Raw genomic sequence first — 22,699 nt, forward strand, 5'->3', positions numbered from 1 at the left:
GCCTGCCTCACCACAAGTAGAACAGCGCGAAGATGAACACCCACACCAGGTCGACGAAGTGCCAGTACAGGCCGGCGATCTCGACGATCTGGAAGTTGCCTTGTTCGGCGAACCCCGGCTGCAGGATCTTGCGCGCGATCAGCAGCAGGTAGATCACGCCGCAGGTCACGTGAAAGCCGTGGAACCCGGTGATCGTGAAGAAGCACGCGCCGAACTGCGCCGCGCCCAGCGGATTGCCCCACGGGCGGATGCCTTCCCGGAAGATCAGGTTGCTCCATTCGAACGCCTGCAGCGACACGAAGGTGGCGCCCAGCAGCGCGGTCGCCAGCAGCAGCGCGGCGGCGGGCCTCGCGTTGCGCCGGTAGCCGAAGTTGACGGCCATCGCCATGGTGCCGCTGCTGCTGATCAGCGTGAACGTCATGATCGCAATCAGCAGCAACGGCACCTCCACGCCGCCCACGCTGAGCCCGAACACCTTCGCGGTATCGGGCCACGGCGCCGTGGTCGACATGCGCACCGTCATGTAGCCGATCAGGAAACTGCTGAAGACAAAGGTGTCCGACAGCAGGAAGATCCACATCATCGCCTTGCCCCACGGCACCTTGAAGGCTTCGCGATCGGCCGACCAGTCCGTGACGATGCCGCGCCAGCCGTCGGGCCGGGCGTCGGCGGATGGCGCATCGACAGGCGGGGCCGCGGGCGAATCGGCGGCGGATCCGGTGGGGGCCGTGGGCGCGGTCATGGCGCGGCTCCATACAGCGGCCCGCAGACGGCGGCGACGATCCCGGGGGTCAGCCACCACATCGCCGCCAGCAGCACGAGCCACACCGCGAGCAGGAAATGCCAGTAGAGCGCGCACAGATCGATGACACGCCGGGCCCGGAACGGGTCTGCGCGCCGGAGCTGCGCGATCGTCACCGCCCACGCCGCCAGCCCGCCCAGCACATGCAATCCGTGCAGGCCGGTGAGCAGGTAGAGGAAGCTGTTCGACGGATTGACCGCAACGGTCTGCCCGCCAGCCGACAGCAGGTGCCAGGCGGTCAGTTGCCCGGCCACGAACACGGCCGCCAGCACGCCGCCGCACACGAGCCACGCGGTGCGGTGCAAGGTCAGTTGCCGGGCTCGCTGCATGGCGACGCTGGCCAGCGCCAGCGCGCCGGTGTTCCACCACAGCAGCGCCGGATGCGGGATCGGCTGCCAGTCGGGCTCGCGCATGCGCATCGCATAGGCGAGCAGCAGCAGCGAGAACAACGTCGTCGCGACCGCCATGAAGACGATCAGGCCGGTGCGGCCCGCATTCGGCAAGCCGGGTCGCGCGTCGTGAACGAAGGGGCGCGGCAGCGTGGTCATTCGTGGGCCTCGCCGGGGTGAAGCGCCGGGTGGGCCGGTTCAGGCACCGTCGCGGGCGGCTGGTTTTGCGGCACGAAATCTTCCTCTTGCCCCGGCGGACTGTATTCGTATGCCCACCGGTAGACGACGGGAAGCGCCGCGCCCCAGTTGCCGTGCGCGGGCGGCGTTTGCGGCGTCTGCCATTCCAGCGTGGTGGCCCGCCACGGGTTGCCGTCGGCGCGCCGGCCGTGCACGAGGCTCCACGCGAGGTTGAACAGGAACAGCAACTGCGCGGCCGCGACGATCAGCGCGACGACGGTGATGAACGTGTTGAGCGTCTGCGCCGAATGCGGGATGAAGCTGTAGCCCTGGTACGCGTAATACCGCCGCGGCATGCCGAGGATACCGAGATAGTGCATCGGGAAGTAGATCGCATAGGTGCCGACGAAGGTGATCCAGAAGTGCGCACGCCCGAGCGTGTCGTCGAGCATGCGGCCCGTCACCTTCGGGTACCAGTGGTAGAGGCCGCCGAACACCACCAGGATCGGCGACACGGCCATCACCATATGGAAATGCGCGACCACGAAATACGTGTTCGACAGCGGGATGTCCACGCTCACGTTGCCGAGGTAGAGCCCGGTCAGCCCGCCCAGCACGAAGGTGCTGATGAAGCCGATGGCGAACAGCATCGGCACGGTCAGGTGGATATCGCCGCGCCACAGCGTCAGCACCCAGTTGTAGACCTTGAGGGCGGTCGGCACGGCGATGATGAGCGTGGTGGTGGCGAAGAAGAAGCCGAAGTACGGATTCATGCCGGCGATGAACATGTGGTGCGCCCAGACCACGAAGCTCAGCGCGCCGATGATGACGATGGCCCACACCATCATCCGGTAGCCGAAGATGCTCTTGCGCGCGTGCGTGCTGATCAGGTCCGACGCGATGCCGAAGGCCGGCAGCGCGACGATGTAGACCTCCGGATGCCCGAAGAACCAGAACAGGTGCTGGAACAGCAGCGGGCTGCCGCCGGCATGCTTGAGCGTCTGCCCCATCGACACCACGGCCGGCACGAAGAAGCTGGTGCCGAGCGTCCTGTCGAACAGCATCATCACCGCCGACACGAACAGCGCCGGAAACGCCAGCAGCGCCATGATGGTCGCGATGAAGATGCCCCACACCGTGAGCGGCATGCGCATCAGCGTCATGCCGCGCGTGCGTGCCTGCAGCGTGGTGGTCACGTAATTCAGGCCGCCCATCGTCGCCGCGACGATGAAGATCGCCAGCGACACGAGCATCAGCACGATGCCCCATTCGACGCCCGGCGTGCCCGGCAGGATGGCCTGCGGCGGATACAGCGTCCAGCCCGCGCCGGTCGGCCCGCCCGGCACGAAGAAGCTCGCCGCCAGCACCAGCACGGCCAGCAGGTAGACCCAGTAGCTCAGCATGTTGAGAAACGGGAACACCATGTCGCGCGCGCCGAGCATCAGCGGGATCAGGTAGTTGCCGAAGCCGCCCAGGAACAGCGCCGTCAGCAGGTAGATCACCATGATCATCCCGTGCATCGTGACGAACTGGTAGTAGTGGTTCGCGTCGATGAAGGCGAACTTGCCCGGAAAGCCGAGCTGCAGCCGCATCAGGTCGGACAATACGAGGCCGACCAGCCCGATCGCGATGGCCGTCATCGCATACTGCACCGCGATGACCTTGTGGTCCTGGCTCCAGACATAGCGGGTCCAGAAGCTCTGCGGGGCGTGGTCGGTGTGCGCATAGGTCATGGTTTCTGCTCCGCTATTGCCTGGCCGCGGTACCGGCCGGAGGCGGCCCACCTTGCGCCTCGATATATGCCACCAGTGCGGACAGTTCCTGGTCGCTCAGGTCGAAGCGCGGCATGATCGGCGAGAACCCCTTCACGACCCGCGCCGCCGGATTGCGGATAAACGCGCGCAGATAGGCTTCGTCCACCTTCGCGGTGCTGCCGTCGGCCATCGTTTCGGTCTTGCCGTACAGGCCCTTCCAGGTCGGGCCCACGAGCGGGCTGCCGTCCACGGTATGGCAGGCGACGCAGCCCTTGGCCGCCGCGAGCGTCTTGCCCAGTTCGACGAGCGCGTGCGCGCTGCCGCCGGCAGCGGCGGGGGCTGCCTGCACGCGGGCGAGTTGCTGCCGCGCGAAGGTGGTCTGCTGCGCCAGCCAGCGCGAGAACGCGGCTTCGTCTTCCACGACCACCACGCCGCGCATGCCGGAGTGCCCGATCCCGCAGAGCTGCGCGCACAGGATGTCGTAGCGCCCCGCCTTGGTCGGCGTGAACCAGAAGGTGGTCACCATGCCCGGCACCATGTTCATCCGCGCCCGGAACGGCGGAACGTAGAAATCGTGCAGCACGTCGCGCGAGCGCGTCAGCACCTGGACCGGCCGGTTGAGCGGCAGGTGCACCTCGGGCGTCTCGATCAGGTAATTGTCACGGCCGTTGGGGTCGGCGGGGTTCAGGCCGAACGGGTTGTCGTTGCTGATGTAGCGCACGTCCGTCGTGCCCAGCTTGCCGCCGGGGCCCGCGAAGCGGAAGCGCCATTGCCATTGCTGGCCGAGCACTTCCATCTGCAGCACGTTGCGCGGCGGCCGGATGTAGTCCGCGTAGACGAACAGCCCCGGCGCCAGCAACGCCGCCACGCCCACGGCGGTCAGGCCGATCAGCCACCATTCCAGCCGCCGGTTGTGCGGCTCGTAGGCCGCGCGATGCCCGCTGCGGTGGCGATAGCGCACCAGCGCGACGACGATGAACAGGTTGATGGCGATGAAGAATGCACCGGTGATGACGAGCGTGATCGTCAGCATGTCGTCCATGCGCACCCAGTTCGACGCGATCGGCGTGATCCACCACGGACTGGCAAAGTGAAACCCCACCGCCAACAGGATGATCAGGACCAGGGCAATCGCAAGGGCCATAGGCCGCCTCGCTGCGTATCACTCGCCGGCGCCGCCGACACCGGGTTCCGTGTCTCCCGCGAACGCCGGGTGGTCAGGCTCGGCGCGGCGGGAAACGCGATGTATCAGTCGTCCACGTTCCGCTTGCGCAATCGCTCCAGCCTGCCGTAGGTGATGGCCGCAACCACGCCGAACAACAGGTTGGCCAGCAACGGCCCGGCACCCCGCTCGGAGACGAACCACGGGAACACGGCCGTCATGACGTAGAAGTTCCACCCATACGCGACGATCCCGAACGCCAGCCCGATGGCGGCTTCCATGCCCACGCTTGAATCGAGGCGGAAAGGCGCCATGATCGCGGCGAGCATCACCCCCATGATCGCGCCGAGCACGTAGTGCAGCAGCAGCGCCATCGCGACGATTTCAAGGTTGAATTGCGTCATCTGGCCGAGCGCGCTGCGGCCCATCACCATCGCCGCGATCTTGTGTGTCGGTTGCCACGGGCTCGAGCCGAGCACGAGTGTCGACCAGACGAATTCCAGCGCGATCACCAGCGCACCGCCTGCGAGACCGGCCACGGCGGCGGCGACCCAGTCCGGCGTCCGACGCGCCCAATGGTGCGATTGCATGTGCAGTTCCATACGACCTCCTTGCCGACGCTTCGACGTCGGCGCTTCGGTTCCGAGGGCGTCACGCGCGTCGGGCCTGCGTCACTCGAGCGATTCGGAAGCAGGGTTGCCTGCGCAACGTGCGAACGCCCTTCTCCGCGCGCGGCCGTGCGCTCGACGAAATGCGTCGATGAACCCGGGTATCGGGCAGGCCGGCTTGCTGTCGCGCGTCAGGGAAAGATCGGTGTCGTGGGCTCGGCGCCTTCCAGGTCCGCCGTCGGAAAGTGCCTGGCGACCATCTCCTCGATTTCCTGCTCTCGCAATGCCGGCACATCGGCCATGATCAGGATCTGGCCTTCCTGTATGGCCTCGCGAAATCGCTGGAGTCGCGCGTTCGGCTCGGCGATGCCGATCATCGCGGCGGTCCACGCCCCGAAACCCGCTCCCGCCAGCGTCAACCCGACAACGGCGCCGCCTGCGATCACGAGTTCCGCCGGGGGAAATACCAGCGCGACGAGGCCGATCAGTGCACCCGCCGCGCCGCCAAGCGCGACGCCGCGCTCGAGCGCATGCACGACATCGCTGCTTTGCAGCAACGATGCTTCGGGCAACTGATCGAGTGTGACGCTGTGATCGGCGAGGACGTGGATATGGCGCCAGATGATACGTGCGCGCAATAGATCGTCGACGATGGCCTTGGCCATCTGCGTATCGGGTACGAGGAAATAAAGGCGTCTCATGTTGGCACCCCTTTGTGCCGTCAACTACTCTTTCCATTCTATGTCAGCAATGGCAACGCAGTAGGTGCGCGCGGGCCAGCGACGGTGCCGCATCCGAAGCCGTTCGGCCCCGAGCGACGCTATCCGCGTTTGCGCAACGGCTCCAGCAAGTCCCGCAGGCCGTTGTGGTCGATTTCATGCATCAGCGCAAGCTGCCGGCCGATTTCGCCGCGCGGGAACCCTTCGCGGGCCAGCCAGTTGAGGTAAGGCCCGGGCAGGTCGGCAATGAGTCGGCCCTTGTACTTTCCAAAGGGCATGGTGACGGTGACGAGGTGTTCGAGATCTGGGGTCTGCATGCCGGTATTGTGCACGGCTTTCCGCTCCTGTCGCATACCAGGCTGACACGCGACGCGGCAAACCCTCCGGCAACAGCCTCGCGGAAACGGGGCGCCGCAAACCGCCCGCGCCCCTTTTCTGGCCTGCTAGACTGAAATTTCCCCCTGCAAACGATGGAGGGAATCATGTTGTCCGTCTACGTCGTGAAGACCGGCGAGCAGTTCCTGTGCACCGCCGAGGATGGCGATATCGGCATGGCACCGGCGGTTGAAGATGCCACGTCGTTTCGTTCGTATGAGGAAGCGGAAATGGCGGCGCACATGCATGCCGACCCCGGATACGAAATCGTCGCCGTCTGCGTGCTCAGACACTGACATGGCGCCCGCTGCCGGGCGCCCGGTTTGTCGGCCTCCGGAAACTGCTTCGTCACGCGCGCGGTCATCGTGGAATCGCACAAGACCGGCATCGGCTGATCCACGCCTGCGCCGCCCGAACCACGCGGCACATCCGACACCCGCCGGCCGCCGCGTCGAAGGCGGCGCGGCCGCTTAATTTCAAGCCCAATCTCAATCTCAAGCACCGGCAGCCGTCGCGTACGCCACGCATTGGCGCGCGAGCACGTCGGTCGGATCGACCAGCGTCGCACGCACACCGTTCGGCGCGACATATTCGCGGCCCGGCAGCAGGATCGGCAGCTCGGTGCAGCCGAGAACGATCACGTCGACGCCGTCGGCAATCAGCGCGTCGACGGCGGCGCCGATGTCCGCTTGGCACTGGCCGGTCGTAAAGCCGGCCTTGACACCCCGCTCTCCGTAGATTGCTTCCATCACGCGCGCCTGCAGTGCCGGCGCCGGCGCGACCTGTCGGAATCCATACGATTCGAGCGCCTTTTCGTATACGCCGCTTTCGATCGTGCCCGACGTTGCCAGCACGCCGACCTCGCGCAGCCCCGGATACGCATCGCGCAGATGGGCGGCCGTCACGGTCAGCATGTTTACGATCGGAATGCCGAGGTGCGGTTGAACCCGCTCGACAAACGCATGCGCGGTATTGCACGGAATCGCGATGAGATCCGCCTCCCCGTCCTCAAGCCGCCTGCACGTCGCATACAGCGAGATCGTGGGGTCGGTACCGTCGCCGACGAGGTTCGCCGTGCGGTCCGGGATCTGCGGATTCTGTTCGACCAGCAGCTTGATGTGCTCCTGGTCGCGCGAAGCCGGCGTGTTTCGCACGATCTTGTCCAGGAAGTCCACCGTCGCGGCCGGCCCGACGCCACCGACGACCCCGATCTTGAATACCGGTGCACGGGCCGCGCATCGGGTCGAAACCGCGTACTGCGCATACGCGAGATTCGAATCGATCAGCGGTATCCGCAGCGGCCCGATTTCGTCCGCCACGAGCGCGATCTCCGTCAGCCCCGGAACGATGACCTGCGCGCCCTGGTCCGCCAGATCCTCGCATGCGTCGCGCAGCAGCTCGACCGGCCGGCCGCGAAGATTGCCGCGCTTGATGCCGTCCGCCCCGTAAATCGCCTCGGCGACGGGATCGACATCGCCGCGCGGCCGCGGATGGACGATCTCGAACTGCGGCGCCGGGAAATACCGTTCGAACAGCCCGTCGGCCCGCACATGGTCCGAAGCCAGCACGCCGATGCGTATGGCGCCGGGATACGTGCGCTGCACGTGGCTGCGAACGGCTTCGACGATGTCCACGATCGGCAGGCGCGTATTGGCCTTCAGTTCGTCGATGAAGGTGTGGCTCAGGAAGCACGGCAGCACCACGGTCGTCACGCCGCGTTTCTCGAACGTGCGGATCATGTCGAACACGTACAGCTTGCGCGCCGTCGTCGCCGCGCTGCCCGAACCCGAACCCCTGAACGGGTGCTGCTCGAAGATCAGGTCGACGTGATCCTCGTCGGACGACGCAGGTGTCGACTTCACCAGCTTGAAGAACACGTCGGCGCTTCCCAGCGGCCCGAGGCCGCCGACCACGCCGAACGTCCGCCCCGTGCCTGCGATGTCCCGGTGCGTCATGCGTTCAGCTCCCGCGAATCGAACGCGGCGCTGTCCGGCTGCGCGGCGCGCGCGCCCTCCCACTTCGCGATCACGGCCGTCGCCACGCTGTTGCCGATCACGTTCGTCATCGTGCGGCCCATGTCGAGCACCTGGTCGATCGCCAGGATCATGGCCACGCCGGCCGCCGGCAAATGGAACATCGGCGCGACGGCCGCGACGACGACCACCGATCCGCGCGGCACGCTCGCCATGCCCTTGCTGCTCAACATCAGGATCAGCAGCATGAACACCTGCTGCGAAAGCGGCATGTGCACGCCGAACGCCTGTGCGATGAAGAGGGCCGCAAACGCCTGATACATCATCGAGCCGTCCAGGTTGAATGCATAACCGAGCGGCAGCGTGAAACCGACAACCTTCTTGTCGACACCGAACTTCTCGAGCTGCTCGGTCAGGCGCGGATACGCCGCTTCGCTGCTGGCGGTCGAGAACGCGATCAACGCCGGTTCGCGCACGGCCCTCAGCAACGCGCCGACGCGCCGCCCGAGAAACAGGTATCCGGCGCCGATCAGGATCGTCCAGAGGACGAGCAGCCCGAGATAAAACGCGCCGATCAGCTTGCCGTACGTGTAGATCACGTCGAGCCCGCGCAGCGCGACGGACGACGCAATCGCACCGAAGACACCCAGCGGCGCCGCGCGCATCACGTAGTTCGTCAGGCGCAACATCACCGGCACCATGCCGTCGATCGACCGGATGACGATGCCGACACGCCGATCGTGCTTCAGCGCGCCCAGCGCGATGCCGAGAAAGACGGAGAAAACGAGAATCTGCAGGATGTCGTTGCGCGCCATCGCGTCGAGCAGGCTGGTCGGAAACGCGTGCGTGATCACGTCCCTGGCGTTCAGTGCCGCGGTATTCAGGCCGAGGTTGGCCTCGCCCGCGGGTTCCGCCAGGTTCAGGCCGGCGCCGGGCTGCAACGCGTTGGCCATGACGAGGCCGAGGCCCAGCGAAACCAGCGATGCGCAGACGAACCACGCAACCGAGCGCAGGCCGATGCGCCCGACGTCTTCGCCGCTGTCCATGCCGGCCAGTCCGGAAACGAGCGTCACGAACACCAGCGGCGCAATGATCATCTTGATCAGCCGAAGAAAGATGTCCGTCACGATCGAGAAATACCCCGCGACCGTCTTGAGCGTGCCCGGGTCCGCGATGCTCGTGTGACACGCATAGCCGGCGGCGACGCCGAGGACCATGCCGATTGCGATGCTTGAGGTAAGCCGATTTTTCATGTCCATCCGTCCTTGGGTGACGCCCGACCGCCGGCAGGCGACGGGCCGCGCGACGCGGGCCACGCGTCACATTTGTCGTTGGAACGAATGGTAGGGATGGCAGAACAGACCATGATGCCGGTGCATCATGGCGGTATGCGAGACTCGCATAAGGCGGGAAAACCCTAGCCGCGCCGCGACGGTTCGGCGCGCAGATGCTGCCAGAGCGTCTCCAGGAACTCGCTGCGATTGGACGCGTCGCGATAGACGCGCAGCTCGATTTCGAGGTTCCATGCCGCCGGCCCGGCCGGCACGAGTTCGCCGGCCGCCAGCTCGGCGGCGATCGCACTCCGCGGCAGCCACGCCACGCCTTCGCCTTCCATCACGAGCTTTTTCAGCACTTCGGCCATGTCGGATTCGTAGTGCAGCTGCAACGCCGGCGCATCCGGAGCGCGATCGAGCAGCAACGCGAGGCAGCGCCCGAAGTAGCTGGTCTCCGTATAGGAGATCAGCGGCAGCGGGTGCTGCTTCGTCCCGGGAAGGCGAAATGCGGGCGCCGACCGGCGGTTAGGCCGGCAGGCCGGCATCAACGTGTCGAGGCCGACCGTCACGTGTTCGTACCTGACCGGATCCAGATGAAGCGGCAGCTCCGGATGGTGATAGGCGAACATCAGCTCGCAGTTGCCGTTGACGAGCATCAGGATCGAATCGTGGACATTCGTCGGAACGACGCGTGCCCGCACCTCGCCGAAATGCGGCGCAAGCGCCTTGAGCCACGACGGCAGGAAATTCAGCGCGATCGTATGACCCGCCGCGATCTGCAGGCTCTTGCCCGCGATGCGCTGCTCGGTGCGGATGATCGCCCGCGTGTCGAACAGGCGGCTGAGGACGTCTTCCGCCGTCTCGCGAAACAGCCGCCCTGCCGGCGTCAGGACCGGCGGAAAGCTGCTGCGGTCGATCAGTTCGGCGCCGATCCATTGCTCGAGCGACTGGATGCGACGGCTGAAGCCCGACTGCGTGACGTTGCGGAACTCCGCCGCCCGGGAAAAGCTTTGATATTGAGCGAGGGCGATGAAATCCTCGATCCACTTGATTTCCATGTTTGCCTTGGAGGTCTGCAACCGGATCGACTTGCTGCCGACCGGGGGCACGGCGCTGATCGACCGGGCGCATCGTAACGGAAAGCACGGCGGTCGTCATGCCGACGACCGCCGCGGAACGCACGAAAGACATGGACAGGGTACAGGATCGGGAAACCCGGCGGTCGTACGCTCCGCGTTCGGTCCGGCGCCGGCTGTCCCGGTTCGCCATGATCGAGGCGGAGCGCGACGGCAGCGGAGCCGGCATCGGCTGCCGCGCGCGACCAACCTTGATCATCATGGCGACGATGCGGCCGCGAGCCGGCCGCCTTCGCCGGTACCGCTCGCGGCCCCCACCCGCTACTTCTGCAGCAGGATCTCCACGCGTCGATTGCTCGCCCGCCCTTCGGCGGTCTCGTTGGAGCCCACCGGATCGGCCTCCCCCTTTCCGGTGGCCGTCACGGAATCCGCGTTCACGCCATGCTCGCGCAAATACGACCCGACCGCCTCCGCGCGACGCTGCGACAGCGCCAGATTGTGCGCATCCGAGCCGACCGAGTCGGTATAACCGGTCACCTTCACCAACGAGAAATGCCGGTCCGCCTGACGGCTCAGCAGTGCGTCGAGCGAAGCGCGGGCGGCGGGCGTCAGCGTTGCGGAGTCGGTCGCGAAGTACGTGTCGCCGGTCAGGCTGACCTTTTCCGCGGCGGCCGGTGCCGCCGCCACCGGCGCCGGAAGCGGCGCGGGTGCCGCGCCGCACTGGAACTCGATCGACCGCGGATCCGCGCCGTCGCGGAACGGCGCCTCCGCATCGACCAGCCGGACCGGCTGCGTGTCGCACATGCGCGTCGCGACCTTCATGCAGGTCTTTTCGCTCGACAGGATGCCGTGACAATCGACGCGAAACGTCCGCACGCCGTTTCTCGGCTGCAGTTCGTATGCATTGAACGTCGGCCCGGACGCGCTCGAGCAGGCGGCCAGGGAGACCACGGACACGAGCAGGGCAAGAGAAGTTTTCTTCACTGATTCACTCCCGAAAATCGGTTCGATATCGCGCATGCGGCGCGGCAGTGCGGCCGCATGCGGATGCGTTCTCGTTCAGCGCGAACCGTTCCGGCGCTGCACGCCGAAACGGTTCGCTGCGCACGGATCACTTCCACTGATACAACATACCCGCGCCGACCACGCGCTGACTGCCGGCGAAACCGCCGTTCAGCGTCGCCTTCAGGTTCTCCGTGAGGCGCGCCTGCATGCCGACGGCCATCGCCTTCTGGCCGAGGAAGCTCGCCGTACCGACCCCCATCGCGAAGTTCGAGTCGCGGTCCATGTGCGGGATCGACGCCATGGCGGCCGTCGCGGCAATCCCGTCGCGCGCCATCGAATCGGTCTGCTGGATCTGCTGCTGCATCTGCGTGAGCTGGTTGTTGACCGTGTTCAGCGATTGCGTGAACTGGTTCGATACCGCGTTCAGCTGGTTCACGTTGACCGCGTCGGTGCCCTGCGTGCCGGCCGCGACGTTGACGACCTGGCGCGCCGACTCCGCCGAGCCGACCGCGACGACGTTCGAGCGCCCGCCGTCGTTGCTGCCCGTGCCGATCGCGGTCGACCCGTTGCCCGTTGCGGTCGAGCCGACGCCGATCGCGGTCGAACCGTTGCCGGACGCCAGCGACCCGTTGCCGACCGCCGTGCTGTTCGAGCCCGATGCGACCGCGCCCGAGCCGCCCGCCGACGAATTCGGCCCCGTCGAGCCCGGCGGCACGTTCGTGCCGGTCGGGTTCGTCGTGTACGACCCGCCGAGGTTGGACGTGCGCTGGGTGATCAGCGTCGTCAACTGGTTGGCGACCGAGTCGAGCTGCGACACGTTGACCGCGTCGGTGCCGCTCTTGCCGGCCGCGAGGCCGGTGATCTGCCGGTTGCCGATGTTGACTTCGCCGGCCGACGACTGCGGACTGCTCAGGCCGTACGCGATGTAGTTCGCCTGCGCGCCGACGGTGGTCAGCGAACCCGAACCGAGCGCGATGCTGTTCGCGAGCGTCGCCGACGCACCGGCCCCGAATGCGAGCGCATCGGTTGCCGTGGCGTGCGCGCCCGAACCGAGGGCGACGCTGCCGACGCTCGCCGCAACCGCGTTGGCGCCCTGCGCGACCGACTGCGCGCCGGTGGCCGTCGCGCCGCTGCCGAGCGCCATCGCATCGGCCTGCGCGGCGCTTGCTGCCTGGCCGATCGCGACGCCGCCCGGCGCGGTGGCATCGACGATCGCACCGTTGCCGATCCCCACGCCGTTGTCGCCGTTGACCACCGTCGTCGGGCCGACCGCGACCGACTCCGCGCCGACCGCGAGCGAATCGACGGCCGTCGAGTTCGCGTGGAAGTACTTCGTCGTCGTGACCGCGAACGACTGCAGCGCGCCGGCCAGCTGCCGCACGGTCACCGCATCCTGCTGGCCGGTGCCGTCCGCGACGTTGGTGATCTGGCGATACGTCTTGCTCGTCGCGTCGCCGACCGATACCGCGCCCAGCAGTGTCTGGTCGGTCGTGTTGAACGGAATCGACGCGCTGCCGTTGCGGATGGTCCCCGACGCCGGCACCGTCGCGCGATCGGACACCGACCCGGCGCCGAGCGCGATACTGCCGTCCACCTTCGCGACCGCGCTCGGGCCGATCGCGACACTGTCGAGCCCGAGCGCCTGGCTGTCCGGTGCCGTGGAGTTCGCGTGGAAATACTTGATGCCGTGCGCGTTGATGTTGTCGATCGCCGAGCCGACGTTGTTGTTGACGGTCGTCGAACCGTCGCTGTTGTACGTCACGTACGAAGGCGCGGAGATCGTGCCGGTCGTCGGGTCGTAGGTGGCCCCGCCGCCGATCGCGCCGGCCGTGCTGTTGCCGAGATTGCCGTTGTTCGACGCGATCGAGCTGAGGCCGGTCGACAGCGAACCGATGCCCGTCGACATCGCGGTGGACAGCGACGTCAGGTTGCTGTTCGTGCTCGACAGGCCGGTGGACAGCGAGCCGACGGTCGTCGAGGTCGACGTCGACAGCGACGAAATCGAGCTGGTCGTCGAGCTGAGGCCGGTGGACAACGAGCCGATGCTCGTCGACGTCGCGGTGGACAGCGATGTCACGGTGCTGTTGGTCGTGCTCAGGCCGGTGGACAGCGAAGCGACGCCGGTCGAGGTCGACGTGGACAACGACGTGACCGCGCTGTTCGTCGAACTCAGGCCGGTGGACAGCGAGCTGATGCCGGTCGACGTCGATGTCGACAGCGACGTGACCGTGCTGTTCGTCGAGCTCAAGCCGGTGGACAGCGAGCTGATGCCCGTCGACGTCGATGTGGACAGCGACGTGACCGAGCTGTTCGTCGAACTCAGGCCGGTGGACAACGAGCTGATGCCGGTCGACGTCGAAGTCGACAGCGAAGCCACCGAACTGTTGGTCGAACTCAGGCCGGTCGAAGTCGACGTGGACAGTGAAGAAATCGCGCTGTTGGCCGACGACAACCCGGTCGACGTGGACGTCGACAATGAAGTCACGGTGCTGTTGGTCGAACTCAAGCCCGTCGACAACGAGGTAATGCCGGTCGACGTCGACGTGGACAGCGACGTGATCGCGCTATTGGCCGACGACAGCCCGGTCGATGTGGACGTCGACAACGAAGTCACCGAGCTGTTGGTCGAACTCAAGCCCGTGGACAACGAGTTGATACCGGTCGACGTCGATGTGGACAACGACGTGATCGCGCTGTTGGCCGACGACAGGCCGGTCGACGTGGACGTCGACAATGACGTCACCGAGCTGTTGGTCGAACTCAACCCCGTCGACAACGAGGTAATGCCGGTCGATGTCGACGTGGACAACGACGTGATCGCGCTATTGGCCGACGACAGCCCGGTCGACGTGGACGTCGACAACGAAGTCACCGAGCTGTTGGTCGAACTCAACCCCGTCGACAACGAGCCGATCCCGGTCGACGTCGACGTGGACAACGACGTGATCGCGCTATTGGCCGACGACAGCCCGGTCGACAACGACGACACCCCCGTCGACAACGAACTGACGCTCGACGCGGTCGACGTCGACAGCGAATTCACCGCCTGGTTCGTCGCATCGAGCTGCGACCCGTTGATCGCATCCGTGCTCGCCGAATTGATGCGCCCGGCCGCGACGTTGGTGATCTGGCGCTCGGTGCCCGCCGCGCCGACGCTGACGACGCTGGTCGGGTTGGTGCCGTTGAAGTTGTAGGTGACGCCGCCGATCACCGCGCTCGCCGTCGGATTCGGCGCGGCCGTCGTCGACCCGGAGCCGAGCGCGACGTCGTTTGCATTGTTCGCCACGGCCGACGCGCCGAACGCCACCGCACCGGCTGCCGCTGCCGTCGACGTATTGCCGAGCGCGAGCGAGCCCGTGCCCTGCGCGAGGTTCGAATTGCCGATCGCAACCGCGCCGTCGCCGTTCGCGGTGTTGTTCGAACCCATCGTGACCGCGCCGGTGCCGATCGCGGTGCTCGGGTCGCCGATCGCCACCGCGCCGTTGCCGCTGACCGTCTGACCCAGGCCGAGCGCGACCGCCCCGACGCCGCTCAACACCTTCGAGCTGTTGCCGCCTGCGATCGACCCCGCGCCTGCCGCGGCCGCGACCGAATTGCTGTCGCCGATCGCCACGGTGGACGCCGCGGCCGCGACGCTGTTGATGCCGATGGCCGTCGCATTCGTAGCCGACGCCGTCGCACCGGGCCCCAGTGCGGTGGCGGAGATGCCGCTGCCGAGCGCGAGATTGCCGAGCGCGACCGCAAACTGCTGTGTCGCGGTCGACTGCACACCCATCGCGATCGAACTCACGCCCGACGCATTTGCGCTCAGGCCGTACGCCATTGCCTGATCGGCACCGGCTGTCGTCTTCGAACCCAGCGCGATCGAACTGACGCCAAGCGACTGCGTGCCCGAGCCCGGTACGCCGGCCGTCCCGCCCCAGCCGATCGCGATCGACGAACCGCCCTTCGCGCCGCTGTTGACGCCCATCGCGATACCCGAATTGCCGCTCGCCAGCGCACCGCTGCCGACGGCCACGGCGGCCGCGCCGGAACCCGTCGACTGGTTGCCGAGCGCGACGGCGCCCGTGTCGGTAGCATGCGACGCATAGCCGAGCGAAACGCTCTGGGCCCCGACCGCGCTCGCACCGAGCCCCACCGCAGCCGCATACTGGCCGGACGCCAGCGCATTGTTGCCGAGGCCGACGGCGGACACGCCGGTCGCCGCCGCGCCGCTGCCCATCGCCACCGCACCGCTCTGGGTCGCGCTCGACAGATTGCCGACCGCCACCGAATATGCGCCCGAACCAATCGCCTGCACGCCGAGCGATGCGCTGTTGACGCCGGTCGCCTGCGCGTTGATGCCGACGGCCGTCGAACCGTCTGCCATCGCATGCGCGCCCGGCCCCAGCGCCGTGGCGGAAACGCCTGCTGCCGTCGACAGGTTGCCCAGCGCGGTCGAGTTCTGCTGCGCGGCACTCGACCCGACGCCGATCGAGATCGACGTCACGCCGCCGGTCGCGGAACCGCCGTCGGGCGCGTATTGCGCGTGCGCCCCCGCATGGAACAACGCAAGATACGTGGACGCCATCAGCACGGCCAGCCGTCGCGGCGACGGCGCCGAAAGCAGGCCCGCGCGTTGCGCGGCGCCCTCGTTCGCCGCATGCTCGCGCGGGCCGCTCGCCGACGCGACACGCTTGCCGCGCGCACGGTCAAGCTCGGAAGCCGCAACCCAGGCCCCCAGTGCTTCGTTCCAGATCGACTTGAACGACTTGTTCATCTTGTGTTCCCTCGGTTCTCATGTGCTGGATGACGCGGCAGCGAACGCGACGGCAGGCGATGACGCATCGGCCTGCCCCCTCGTCCGTGCCGCGACGCTTCGCGCTTCACTTTGGATGGCTAACTAAACGATCGAACAACACTGCTCGGTAATCGCGATCGCGCGAGCGATCGCACGACTGCACGCCGCAAGCGCGCATCGGCACGCGGCGCGGCGGCACTCGCCGGTTATCGGTTCATCGAAGCCGATGTCGCGCGAAAGACGGCAACGCGCGACCCCGCGCATCGCGAATCCGCGTGCGCGCGCCGTCGCGCCGAGCCGGCGGCGACCTCGAATTTCATGGGAAGGCGTCGTTCAGACGCCGGATGGACGGATGCCGACCCGAACCCCGGGACGGCCCGTCACGATTCATTCAGGAGGAGGATGACGCCGAGTGGTCCCCGGGTGTGAAGCATGCGCACCCGGTTCGCTCGAACCGGTGCGTTGACCTGCCATGCCTGTCGCATTCATGTTTTTCGTGCCCGCCTGATTCGAGAACGCGCTGCGCGATCGCACCCGGACGGATCAGGCCGCCGGGCTGCGCACGCAGCCGCTCACTCTCTCCGCCGGCAGTCAAACGCTTTTCCGGATTTCCGGAAATAGCGCCTGACTTGCCGAACGCCCCCGCATCGATTTAATCGATCGAATTTTCTTGACGATTTTTTTGGTCGATGCGTCACACCCTGACCAACCTCACAATCTTTCCGCTTATCTTGTATACGCACTCATTCGGAAAATTATGAAATTTGTATTACCCTCGTGCCAATTTTCTTGTCCGTCATCGCATTCCCACATCCTGAGAATTGCCATCATTCGATGTCACATTGAATATCGCGTCATCCGAATAGGGCAGCGGCAGGAATCCTTGCAAAACCGTTCCCCTCGAAGAACCGATTCCAGCCGCGCCGGGGCTAGTGTGCGGTCATCCGTTCAAACGCATCTTTTCTGGAGCGGAAAAAAACTTTTCCCGAGCAGACGGTATTTACATTCATACATTCACGCCCGAAATCCGGTTTTCATCCGGATAAATCTTGACCACCCCGCAAAAAGACATTAATCGGGCGAGCGTCGATTCAGTGCATCAACTTCACACTGAAAGGCATCGTCTCTCGACACAACCCGCTCGAATTCATTCTGCGGGCCAATTCGATTCGTCAACCGATAAAATCCGGAAATAAAGACCGATATTAAAAATGCACTTCGGCATGTTTTTCCACTCCGATTCCATTCGGCGGAACGCCGGTGCCGAAACCGCGCGGCGCCCCGCCGAATATGCCCACACGGGCCGCACGGAATCCTCACAATCGGTACTGTTGTCGACATATAATTTTTCGCAACAATCGCGCTGAAAGCGAAGCTTTCAATCCGACCGACCACCCTTCCACCGCGTCCGCCACCATGTCATCCCGCTCGTCCAGCCCGGCGTCGCTTCGCTCCACGCCGGATCTCGCCGACGCCCATATTCTTGTCGTCGACGATCGCCCGAACGACCTGCGGCTCCTGACCGAAATCCTGCGGGCCGCGCGGTGCCGGATCAGCGTCGCGTTCGACGGGCTGCAGGCGTATCACCGCGCCCAGGCGATCGCGCCCGACCTGATCCTGATGGATGTCCGCATGCCGCGCATGGACGGCTTCGCCGCGTGCCGGCTGCTGGCGTCGACGCCGTCGACGCAGTCCATCCCGGTCATCATCCTCACGGCCGCGGGCGATCTCGAGGATCGCATCGCGGGGCTCGAAACCGGCGCGATCGACTACATCGTCAAGCCGTTCGAGCCGACCGAAGTGCTGGCCCGGATCCGCAACCACCTGAAGCGCGCGCGGCGCAGCCAGCCGTTCGCGCACCTGCCCGAGATGCCCGACAACCCGGAGGCGGCCCTCGTGCGCGCGGCGGCCGAGGTGCTGCTGCGCGACCTGCGCCATCCGCCGGCGCTCGAAGATCTCGCCCGGCAGGTCGGCACGCACGAAAAGCGGCTGTCGCGCGTGTTCCGCGACCAGCTCGGCCTGACCGTGTTCGAGTACCTGCGCGACACGCGCCTGCGCGCCGCGATGCATTTCCTCGCGGAGACGTCGATGGGAATCGGCGACATCGCCGAGGAAATCGGCTTTTCCACGCCCGGCAATTTCGCGACGGCGTTCCGCGAACGCTTCGGCATCACGCCGTCCGACTGGCGGCGCCAGCGCCATGCGGTCAACGCACCGCCCACACCCGGCGGGCATCATCCCGATGTGTAGTCGCGACGCGGCTTGGGCGGCCGGATGGCGCACGGTGCTGCTGCTTCTGATCGCACTGGCCGTCACCTGCGCGACGGCCCGCGCGGCAGCGACGCCGAACCCCGCGCAACTGGAAGCCGTGTCGGTGTTCGAGGACGCGAGCACGACGATGACCGCCGAACAGGTCGCCGCGCGCGTTGCCGATCGGCCGCACGATGCGTCCACGACGACAGCGCCCTCGTTCAACATCGAGTTTTCGCGGTCGGCATGGTGGGTCAGCGCGACGCTGGTCAACCGTGACAGCGCCGCTCGGCCGCTGGTGCTGGCGATTCGCGATGCGCGCGTCGACCATGCCGACTTCTATGTCGACCGGAACGGCCGGTGGATGCTCGACAGCCGCTTCCCGGCCGCCGATGCCGGCGGCGATGCGGCCGGGCCGCCGTCGCGCTACCCGGCACTCGACGTCACGCTGCCCGCCGGCGCAAGCATCCCCGTGCTGATCCGCGTCACGTCGCGCAAGGAGATGCGGCTCGCGCCGGCGGCATTCACCCGTGCGGCATGGGATGCGCTGGAACGGCGCGCGACGATGTGGGACTTCGGTTTCTTCGGCGGGCTGCTCGCGCTCGTGTGGTGTGCGCTGCTGATCGGGTTCTTTTCGCGCAGCGGCATGTTCTACGTACTGGCCGGGCTTGCGCTGGGCACGACGCTGTTCGAAGCGGCCTACCGCGGTTATACGGCGATGGCGCTGCCGCCCGCGCTGCGCGAGTGGTCGGCGCGCGGCGAAATCATCTTCGTGTATCTCGCGATCGCCTGCTTCATCGTCTTCATCCTGACGGTCGCCCGGCGCGAACAGGCCAGGCTGCCGTTGCGCGCGGTCTACATGGCATTCCTCGCGCTCGAGTTCGTCGGCGTGGCCGGCGCCGCTTGCGGCGACCTGCTGACCTTCACGTGGTTCTGCCTGCGGCTGAACGCGGCGCTGGGGATCGTCAACATCAGCCTCGCGCTGTGGCTCGCCGTCCGCCGCACGCCGACCGGCCGCGTGATGCTGATCGCGATCGCGTTCGCCACCTTCAACATGCTGATCCGCGTGCTCGACGGCATCGACGCGTTGCCGCCGGTGCTGTCCTGGCTCAAGTCCGACATCTATCCGAACCCCGTCATCGCGATCGTCGGGCTTGCCACGCACCTGCTGGTGCTGGCCGCGTGGATCCATCACGTGGGCCGTCAGCGCACCGAGGCGCGCAAGCGGCTCGAACACTGGCAGCTCACCGAACAGGATCGCCTGCGCGACGAAGTCGCACGACGCACGCTCGCGCTCAACGACGCGCTCCAGCAGGTCACGACGCACATGCAGCAGAAGATCGAGACGCTCGGCTACGTCAGCCACGACCTGCGCGCGCCGCTGTCGACGATCAACGGCTACGCGAAGCTGCTGCTGCAAGGCGCGACGCGCGGCCAGGCACGGCTGATCCGCTCGATCGACCGCAGCATCCGCTACCAGCTCACGCTGATCGACGAACTGCTCGCGTTCACGAAGGCCGAGCTGCAGCCGCTCGGCGTGTCGCCGGACGCGACCGACCTGCCCGGCCTGCTCGACGACATCGGCCACTATGCACTCGCGCTGTGCGCGCAGCAGGACAACCGGTTCGTGTACCGGCCGGCCAGCCCGCTGCCGCGCACGATGTCGATCGACGGGATGCGGCTGCAGCAGGTGCTGCTGAACCTGCTGTCCAACGCATCGAAGTTCACGCGCGACGGCACGGTCACGTTGTCGGTGCATGCGTCGCGCGAAGGCGACGCATGGCGCCTGCTGTTCGAGGTCGCCGATACGGGCATCGGCATCGACATCAGCGGCACCCGCGACATCTTTCGCGCGTATCAGCAGGTGCAGGCCGTCAACGGCGGCACCGGGCTCGGCCTGTTCATCGCGCAGCGCATCGTCGGCGCGATGGGCGGCGAGCTGGCCGTCGCGAGCCAGCCCGGCGTCGGCACGTCGTTCTCGTTCGCGATCGTCGCGCCGGCCGTCGGGCACGTGCTCGTGCCGGCATCGGAGCTCGTGTGGCGGTTTCATGCGGCGGACGAGGTCGTGCCGGGCGGCACCGCGCCCGCGATGGGCTGCCCGCCCGACGATGCACTCGACGCGCTGATCCGGCTTGCCGGCAACGGGCAGCTCACCGATATCGAGGAATGGCTCGGCCAGTACGCGGACGAACAGGATTACGCGGCCTTCGTGCAGGAGGTGCGCGAGCATCTCGATACGCTGGACCTGCATGCGATCGAGAAGCTGGCCGGTACGCTGAAACGCGCACGCCACGCGGCGGCGACGCATGACGCGGAGACGGACGCGGCCGGGCCGGCTTGATCGCGCGGACGGGACATCGCCGGCACCGCGTCAGGCCCGCGTTCCGGATTCCGCCGCGCCGATCGTCCGGCCCGCAACGCGATCGCTTCGCCAGCCGCGCCCCCGCTCGCGCTTTCCGGTACGCGCCCCGTCGAGCACCCGGCACGCACACGTTTGCGCGCTGCACCGCGCCCACTTGGATTGCATCCGGGCCTCGATTTCTTCGACGACCTGCCGTTAACCCGGGTTTCAGCGCAGCCCGGTTCATCGCGCCGGGCCTCCCCCTGCGAGCGCCAGCATGTCCGCATCCACCTCCATCGAGAAAATCGCCGACTGGGCGGGACGAAACCATCTTGTCGTCGGCGCGCTGGGCACCCTGATGTCGCTCGCGGCGATCGGCATCAGCGCGGCCACGCTCTGGGCCACGAGAAGCGAAGTCGTCGAGCACGCGCACGAAACGTCGCGCAACGTCGCCGCCGTGCTGGTCAGCGAGATCGCGCGGACCGTCGAAACGTCCAACAACGCGCTGATCGCGCTCTCCGCCGATCTCGGCAAGCCGGAGGTGCGACGCATGGACGCCGGGCTGCGGCACGACCTGCTGTTCCAGCGCGCGGCCGCGCAATACGTGACGGGGATGGGCGTGACGGACCGCGACGGCCGGCTGATCGACGCGTGCTGCGGCCCGTCCCATCACTGGAACTTCGGCGATCGCGACTATTTCAAGGTCCATCGCGACTCGCCGAACGTCGGCCTTTACGTGTCGGAGGCGTATCGCGCGCGCTCGCGCGGCGGCACGGAATCGATCGCGCTCTCCCGGCGCATCGAACGACCGGACCACACGTTCAACGGCATCGCGGTGGTCGCGATCGACCTCGCCTATTTCGATCAGCTGCTGTCCCGGCTGGACGTCGGGCCGCACGGCATCAGCGCGATCGTGCGCGCGGACGGCACCATCCTCGCCCGCAACCCGTCGCTGAACGATCACCAGATGGTTCGCCTGCGCCGCTCGAAAGCCTTCGATCGCATGCTGAACCAGGATTCGGGTTTTTATGCGGCGCATTCGCGCATCGACGGAACGCTGCGGCTCTATACGTTCCAGCGGGTGCCCGGCACACCGCTGATCGCCGTCGTCGCGCCGGCCGAAGCCGACGTGCTGGCCGGTTTCATCCGGATGTCGTGGTCGGTCGGCGTGTCGGCGTCGCTCCTCTGCGCGCTTTTCTGCGCGGTCGTCTGGCTGCTCGCGTTCGCGTTGCGGGACAACCTTCGCAAGCAGACGCTGCTCACCGACCTCACGCGCACCGATCCGCTGACGGGCCTGCGCAACCGCCGCGCGCTCGACGTCGCGCTGGCCGACGAATGGGAACGGCTCCAGCGCGGCCACGACGGCAGCCTGTCGGTGCTGTTCATCGATGCCGACCACTTCAAGCAGTACAACGACCGATACGGGCATGCACGCGGCGACACGGCGCTCCGGTTCCTCGCCGCATGCATCCGTGCCCATACGCAGCGGCGCGGCGACCTCGCCGCGCGTTACGGCGGCGAAGAGTTCGTAGCGGTGCTGCCCGACACCGACGAACGCGGTGCCGCGAAGGTCGCGGAGGCGATTCGCCGCGAGGTCGAACACAACCGGCTCGACGGGTTCGCGGAACCCGTTCCGCCGTTCACCGTCAGCATCGGCTGCGCGACCGGCCATCGCGCACGCCCCGCCTCCGTGCACGCGCTGTCGCATCAGGCGGACATGGCGCTTTACCGCGCGAAGCGCGAAGGCCGAAACCGGGTGTGTTGCGCGGAAACGGAGCCGTCCGCGCGCTCGGCATGACGGCCACGGGTCGAGTCGCGGCTCCGGGCCGCGGGTTGCACACCAACGATTGCCCCGGGCCACTGTTCCGTCATGGGTCGTTGCGGCAACAGGGATCGTTGTTCGATATCGAGGCCGCCGGACTTTCCACCACGCGTATGGCCGGCGCGTAGCGGCACGCCGCTACATATCCGTCTCGGGTGCGTAAAAATGGCATCCGAGATGTTCAGTATCTGG

16 protein-coding genes are annotated in these 22,699 nt (G+C 66.8%); 4 read left to right on the forward strand and 12 right to left on the reverse strand.

Features of this window, described 5'->3' with window-relative positions:
- Positions 1-7: 7 nt before the first annotated feature.
- The 7 genes from ACTJLD_RS15640 to ACTJLD_RS15670 form a co-directional block, all read right to left on the reverse strand.
- Positions 8-742 carry a heme-copper oxidase subunit III family protein gene (locus tag ACTJLD_RS15640; RefSeq protein WP_440659244.1) on the reverse strand — a complete coding sequence of 245 codons (735 nt, stop codon included), beginning with the start codon at positions 740-742 and terminating at the stop codon, positions 8-10.
- Positions 739-1,350, reverse strand: a complete 612-nt coding sequence (locus tag ACTJLD_RS15645; RefSeq protein WP_175899594.1) for a cytochrome c oxidase subunit 3 — start codon at positions 1,348-1,350, stop codon at positions 739-741. Before ACTJLD_RS15645 ends, ACTJLD_RS15640 begins: the two co-directional genes overlap by 4 nt.
- Positions 1,347-3,101 (reverse strand): cytochrome c oxidase subunit I, encoded by a 1,755-nt coding sequence (gene ctaD / locus ACTJLD_RS15650; protein WP_027792797.1) that lies wholly within the window; start codon positions 3,099-3,101, stop codon positions 1,347-1,349. The genes ACTJLD_RS15645 and ctaD overlap by 4 nt, the downstream gene beginning before the upstream one ends.
- A gap of 13 nt (positions 3,102-3,114) precedes the next feature.
- Positions 3,115-4,266, reverse strand: a complete 1,152-nt coding sequence (locus ACTJLD_RS15655; protein WP_440659245.1) for a c-type cytochrome — start codon at positions 4,264-4,266, stop codon at positions 3,115-3,117.
- 104 nt (positions 4,267-4,370) lie between these two features.
- On the reverse strand, positions 4,371-4,886 hold the full coding sequence (locus tag ACTJLD_RS15660) for a hypothetical protein (RefSeq protein WP_060174440.1): 516 nt from the start codon (positions 4,884-4,886) through the stop codon (positions 4,371-4,373).
- Between the two features lie 197 nt (positions 4,887-5,083).
- Positions 5,084-5,593 carry a hypothetical protein gene (locus tag ACTJLD_RS15665; protein WP_027792800.1) on the reverse strand — a complete coding sequence of 170 codons (510 nt, stop codon included), beginning with the start codon at positions 5,591-5,593 and terminating at the stop codon, positions 5,084-5,086.
- Between the two features lie 119 nt (positions 5,594-5,712).
- Positions 5,713-5,928, reverse strand: a complete 216-nt coding sequence (locus tag ACTJLD_RS15670; RefSeq protein ID WP_027792801.1) for a DUF3820 family protein — start codon at positions 5,926-5,928, stop codon at positions 5,713-5,715.
- Positions 5,929-6,093: 165 nt separating this feature from the next.
- On the opposite strand from ACTJLD_RS15670, the gene ACTJLD_RS15675 reads away from it, so the two are divergent.
- Positions 6,094-6,282 (forward strand): hypothetical protein, encoded by a 189-nt coding sequence (locus ACTJLD_RS15675; protein ID WP_027792802.1) that lies wholly within the window; start codon positions 6,094-6,096, stop codon positions 6,280-6,282.
- Between the two features lie 198 nt (positions 6,283-6,480).
- Here ACTJLD_RS15675 and ACTJLD_RS15680 read toward each other — a convergent pair whose 3' ends face one another.
- From ACTJLD_RS15680 to ACTJLD_RS15700, 5 genes are all read right to left on the reverse strand, one after another.
- Complete coding sequence (locus ACTJLD_RS15680; protein ID WP_440659246.1) at positions 6,481-7,941, reverse strand: aspartate/glutamate racemase family protein; 1,461 nt, start codon at positions 7,939-7,941, stop codon at positions 6,481-6,483.
- Positions 7,938-9,212 (reverse strand): dicarboxylate/amino acid:cation symporter, encoded by a 1,275-nt coding sequence (locus ACTJLD_RS15685; RefSeq protein ID WP_226160114.1) that lies wholly within the window; start codon positions 9,210-9,212, stop codon positions 7,938-7,940. The genes ACTJLD_RS15680 and ACTJLD_RS15685 overlap by 4 nt, the downstream gene beginning before the upstream one ends.
- 164 nt (positions 9,213-9,376) lie before the next feature.
- Positions 9,377-10,291 (reverse strand): LysR substrate-binding domain-containing protein, encoded by a 915-nt coding sequence (locus ACTJLD_RS15690; protein ID WP_060358115.1) that lies wholly within the window; start codon positions 10,289-10,291, stop codon positions 9,377-9,379.
- Positions 10,292-10,630: 339 nt separating this feature from the next.
- Positions 10,631-11,293 carry an OmpA family protein gene (locus tag ACTJLD_RS15695; RefSeq protein ID WP_059699667.1) on the reverse strand — a complete coding sequence of 221 codons (663 nt, stop codon included), beginning with the start codon at positions 11,291-11,293 and terminating at the stop codon, positions 10,631-10,633.
- Between the two features lie 127 nt (positions 11,294-11,420).
- Entirely contained in the window at positions 11,421-16,073 is a 4,653-nt protein-coding gene (locus ACTJLD_RS15700; protein ID WP_440659247.1) for a YadA-like family protein, read from the reverse strand.
- A gap of 1,437 nt (positions 16,074-17,510) precedes the next feature.
- On the opposite strand from ACTJLD_RS15700, the gene ACTJLD_RS15705 reads away from it, so the two are divergent.
- The 3 genes from ACTJLD_RS15705 (at position 17,511) to ACTJLD_RS15715 (ending at position 22,483) form a co-directional block, all read left to right on the forward strand.
- The gene (locus ACTJLD_RS15705) at positions 17,511-18,344 is read left to right on the forward strand and encodes a response regulator transcription factor (protein ID WP_027792808.1); all 834 of its coding nucleotides are present in this window, start codon (positions 17,511-17,513) and stop codon (positions 18,342-18,344) included.
- Complete coding sequence (locus tag ACTJLD_RS15710) at positions 18,337-20,685, forward strand: sensor histidine kinase (RefSeq protein ID WP_440659248.1); 2,349 nt, start codon at positions 18,337-18,339, stop codon at positions 20,683-20,685. The genes ACTJLD_RS15705 and ACTJLD_RS15710 overlap by 8 nt, the downstream gene beginning before the upstream one ends.
- A 277-nt stretch (positions 20,686-20,962) precedes the next feature.
- On the forward strand, positions 20,963-22,483 hold the full coding sequence (locus ACTJLD_RS15715; protein WP_440659249.1) for a diguanylate cyclase: 1,521 nt from the start codon (positions 20,963-20,965) through the stop codon (positions 22,481-22,483).
- The last annotated feature ends 216 nt before the right edge of the window (positions 22,484-22,699 follow it).

It is taken from the genome of Burkholderia sp. 22088 (assembly GCF_052045915.1).
Lineage (GTDB): Bacteria > Pseudomonadota > Gammaproteobacteria > Burkholderiales > Burkholderiaceae > Burkholderia > Burkholderia cepacia.

Excerpts from the sequence above, each read along its gene's own strand:
- ACTJLD_RS15670 (WP_027792801.1), bottom strand. The coding sequence starts at position 5,928 with ATGCAGACCCCAGATCTCGAACACCTCGTCACCGTCACCATGCCCTTT.
- ACTJLD_RS15645 (WP_175899594.1), bottom strand. The coding sequence starts at position 1,350 with ATGACCACGCTGCCGCGCCCCTTCGTTCACGACGCGCGACCCGGCTTG.
- ACTJLD_RS15700 (WP_440659247.1), bottom strand. The coding sequence starts at position 16,073 with ATGAACAAGTCGTTCAAGTCGATCTGGAACGAAGCACTGGGGGCCTGG.
- ACTJLD_RS15665 (WP_027792800.1), bottom strand. The coding sequence starts at position 5,593 with ATGAGACGCCTTTATTTCCTCGTACCCGATACGCAGATGGCCAAGGCC.
- ACTJLD_RS15710 (WP_440659248.1), top strand. The coding sequence starts at position 18,337 with ATGTGTAGTCGCGACGCGGCTTGGGCGGCCGGATGGCGCACGGTGCTG.
- ACTJLD_RS15680 (WP_440659246.1), bottom strand. The coding sequence starts at position 7,941 with ATGACGCACCGGGACATCGCAGGCACGGGGCGGACGTTCGGCGTGGTC.
- ACTJLD_RS15640 (WP_440659244.1), bottom strand. The coding sequence starts at position 742 with ATGACCGCGCCCACGGCCCCCACCGGATCCGCCGCCGATTCGCCCGCG.
- ACTJLD_RS15655 (WP_440659245.1), bottom strand. The coding sequence starts at position 4,266 with ATGGCCCTTGCGATTGCCCTGGTCCTGATCATCCTGTTGGCGGTGGGG.
- ACTJLD_RS15690 (WP_060358115.1), bottom strand. The coding sequence starts at position 10,291 with ATGGAAATCAAGTGGATCGAGGATTTCATCGCCCTCGCTCAATATCAA.
- ACTJLD_RS15660 (WP_060174440.1), bottom strand. The coding sequence starts at position 4,886 with ATGGAACTGCACATGCAATCGCACCATTGGGCGCGTCGGACGCCGGAC.
- ACTJLD_RS15715 (WP_440659249.1), top strand. The coding sequence starts at position 20,963 with ATGTCCGCATCCACCTCCATCGAGAAAATCGCCGACTGGGCGGGACGA.
- ACTJLD_RS15685 (WP_226160114.1), bottom strand. The coding sequence starts at position 9,212 with ATGAAAAATCGGCTTACCTCAAGCATCGCAATCGGCATGGTCCTCGGC.
- ACTJLD_RS15675 (WP_027792802.1), top strand. The coding sequence starts at position 6,094 with ATGTTGTCCGTCTACGTCGTGAAGACCGGCGAGCAGTTCCTGTGCACC.
- ctaD (WP_027792797.1), bottom strand. The coding sequence starts at position 3,101 with ATGACCTATGCGCACACCGACCACGCCCCGCAGAGCTTCTGGACCCGC.
- ACTJLD_RS15705 (WP_027792808.1), top strand. The coding sequence starts at position 17,511 with ATGTCATCCCGCTCGTCCAGCCCGGCGTCGCTTCGCTCCACGCCGGAT.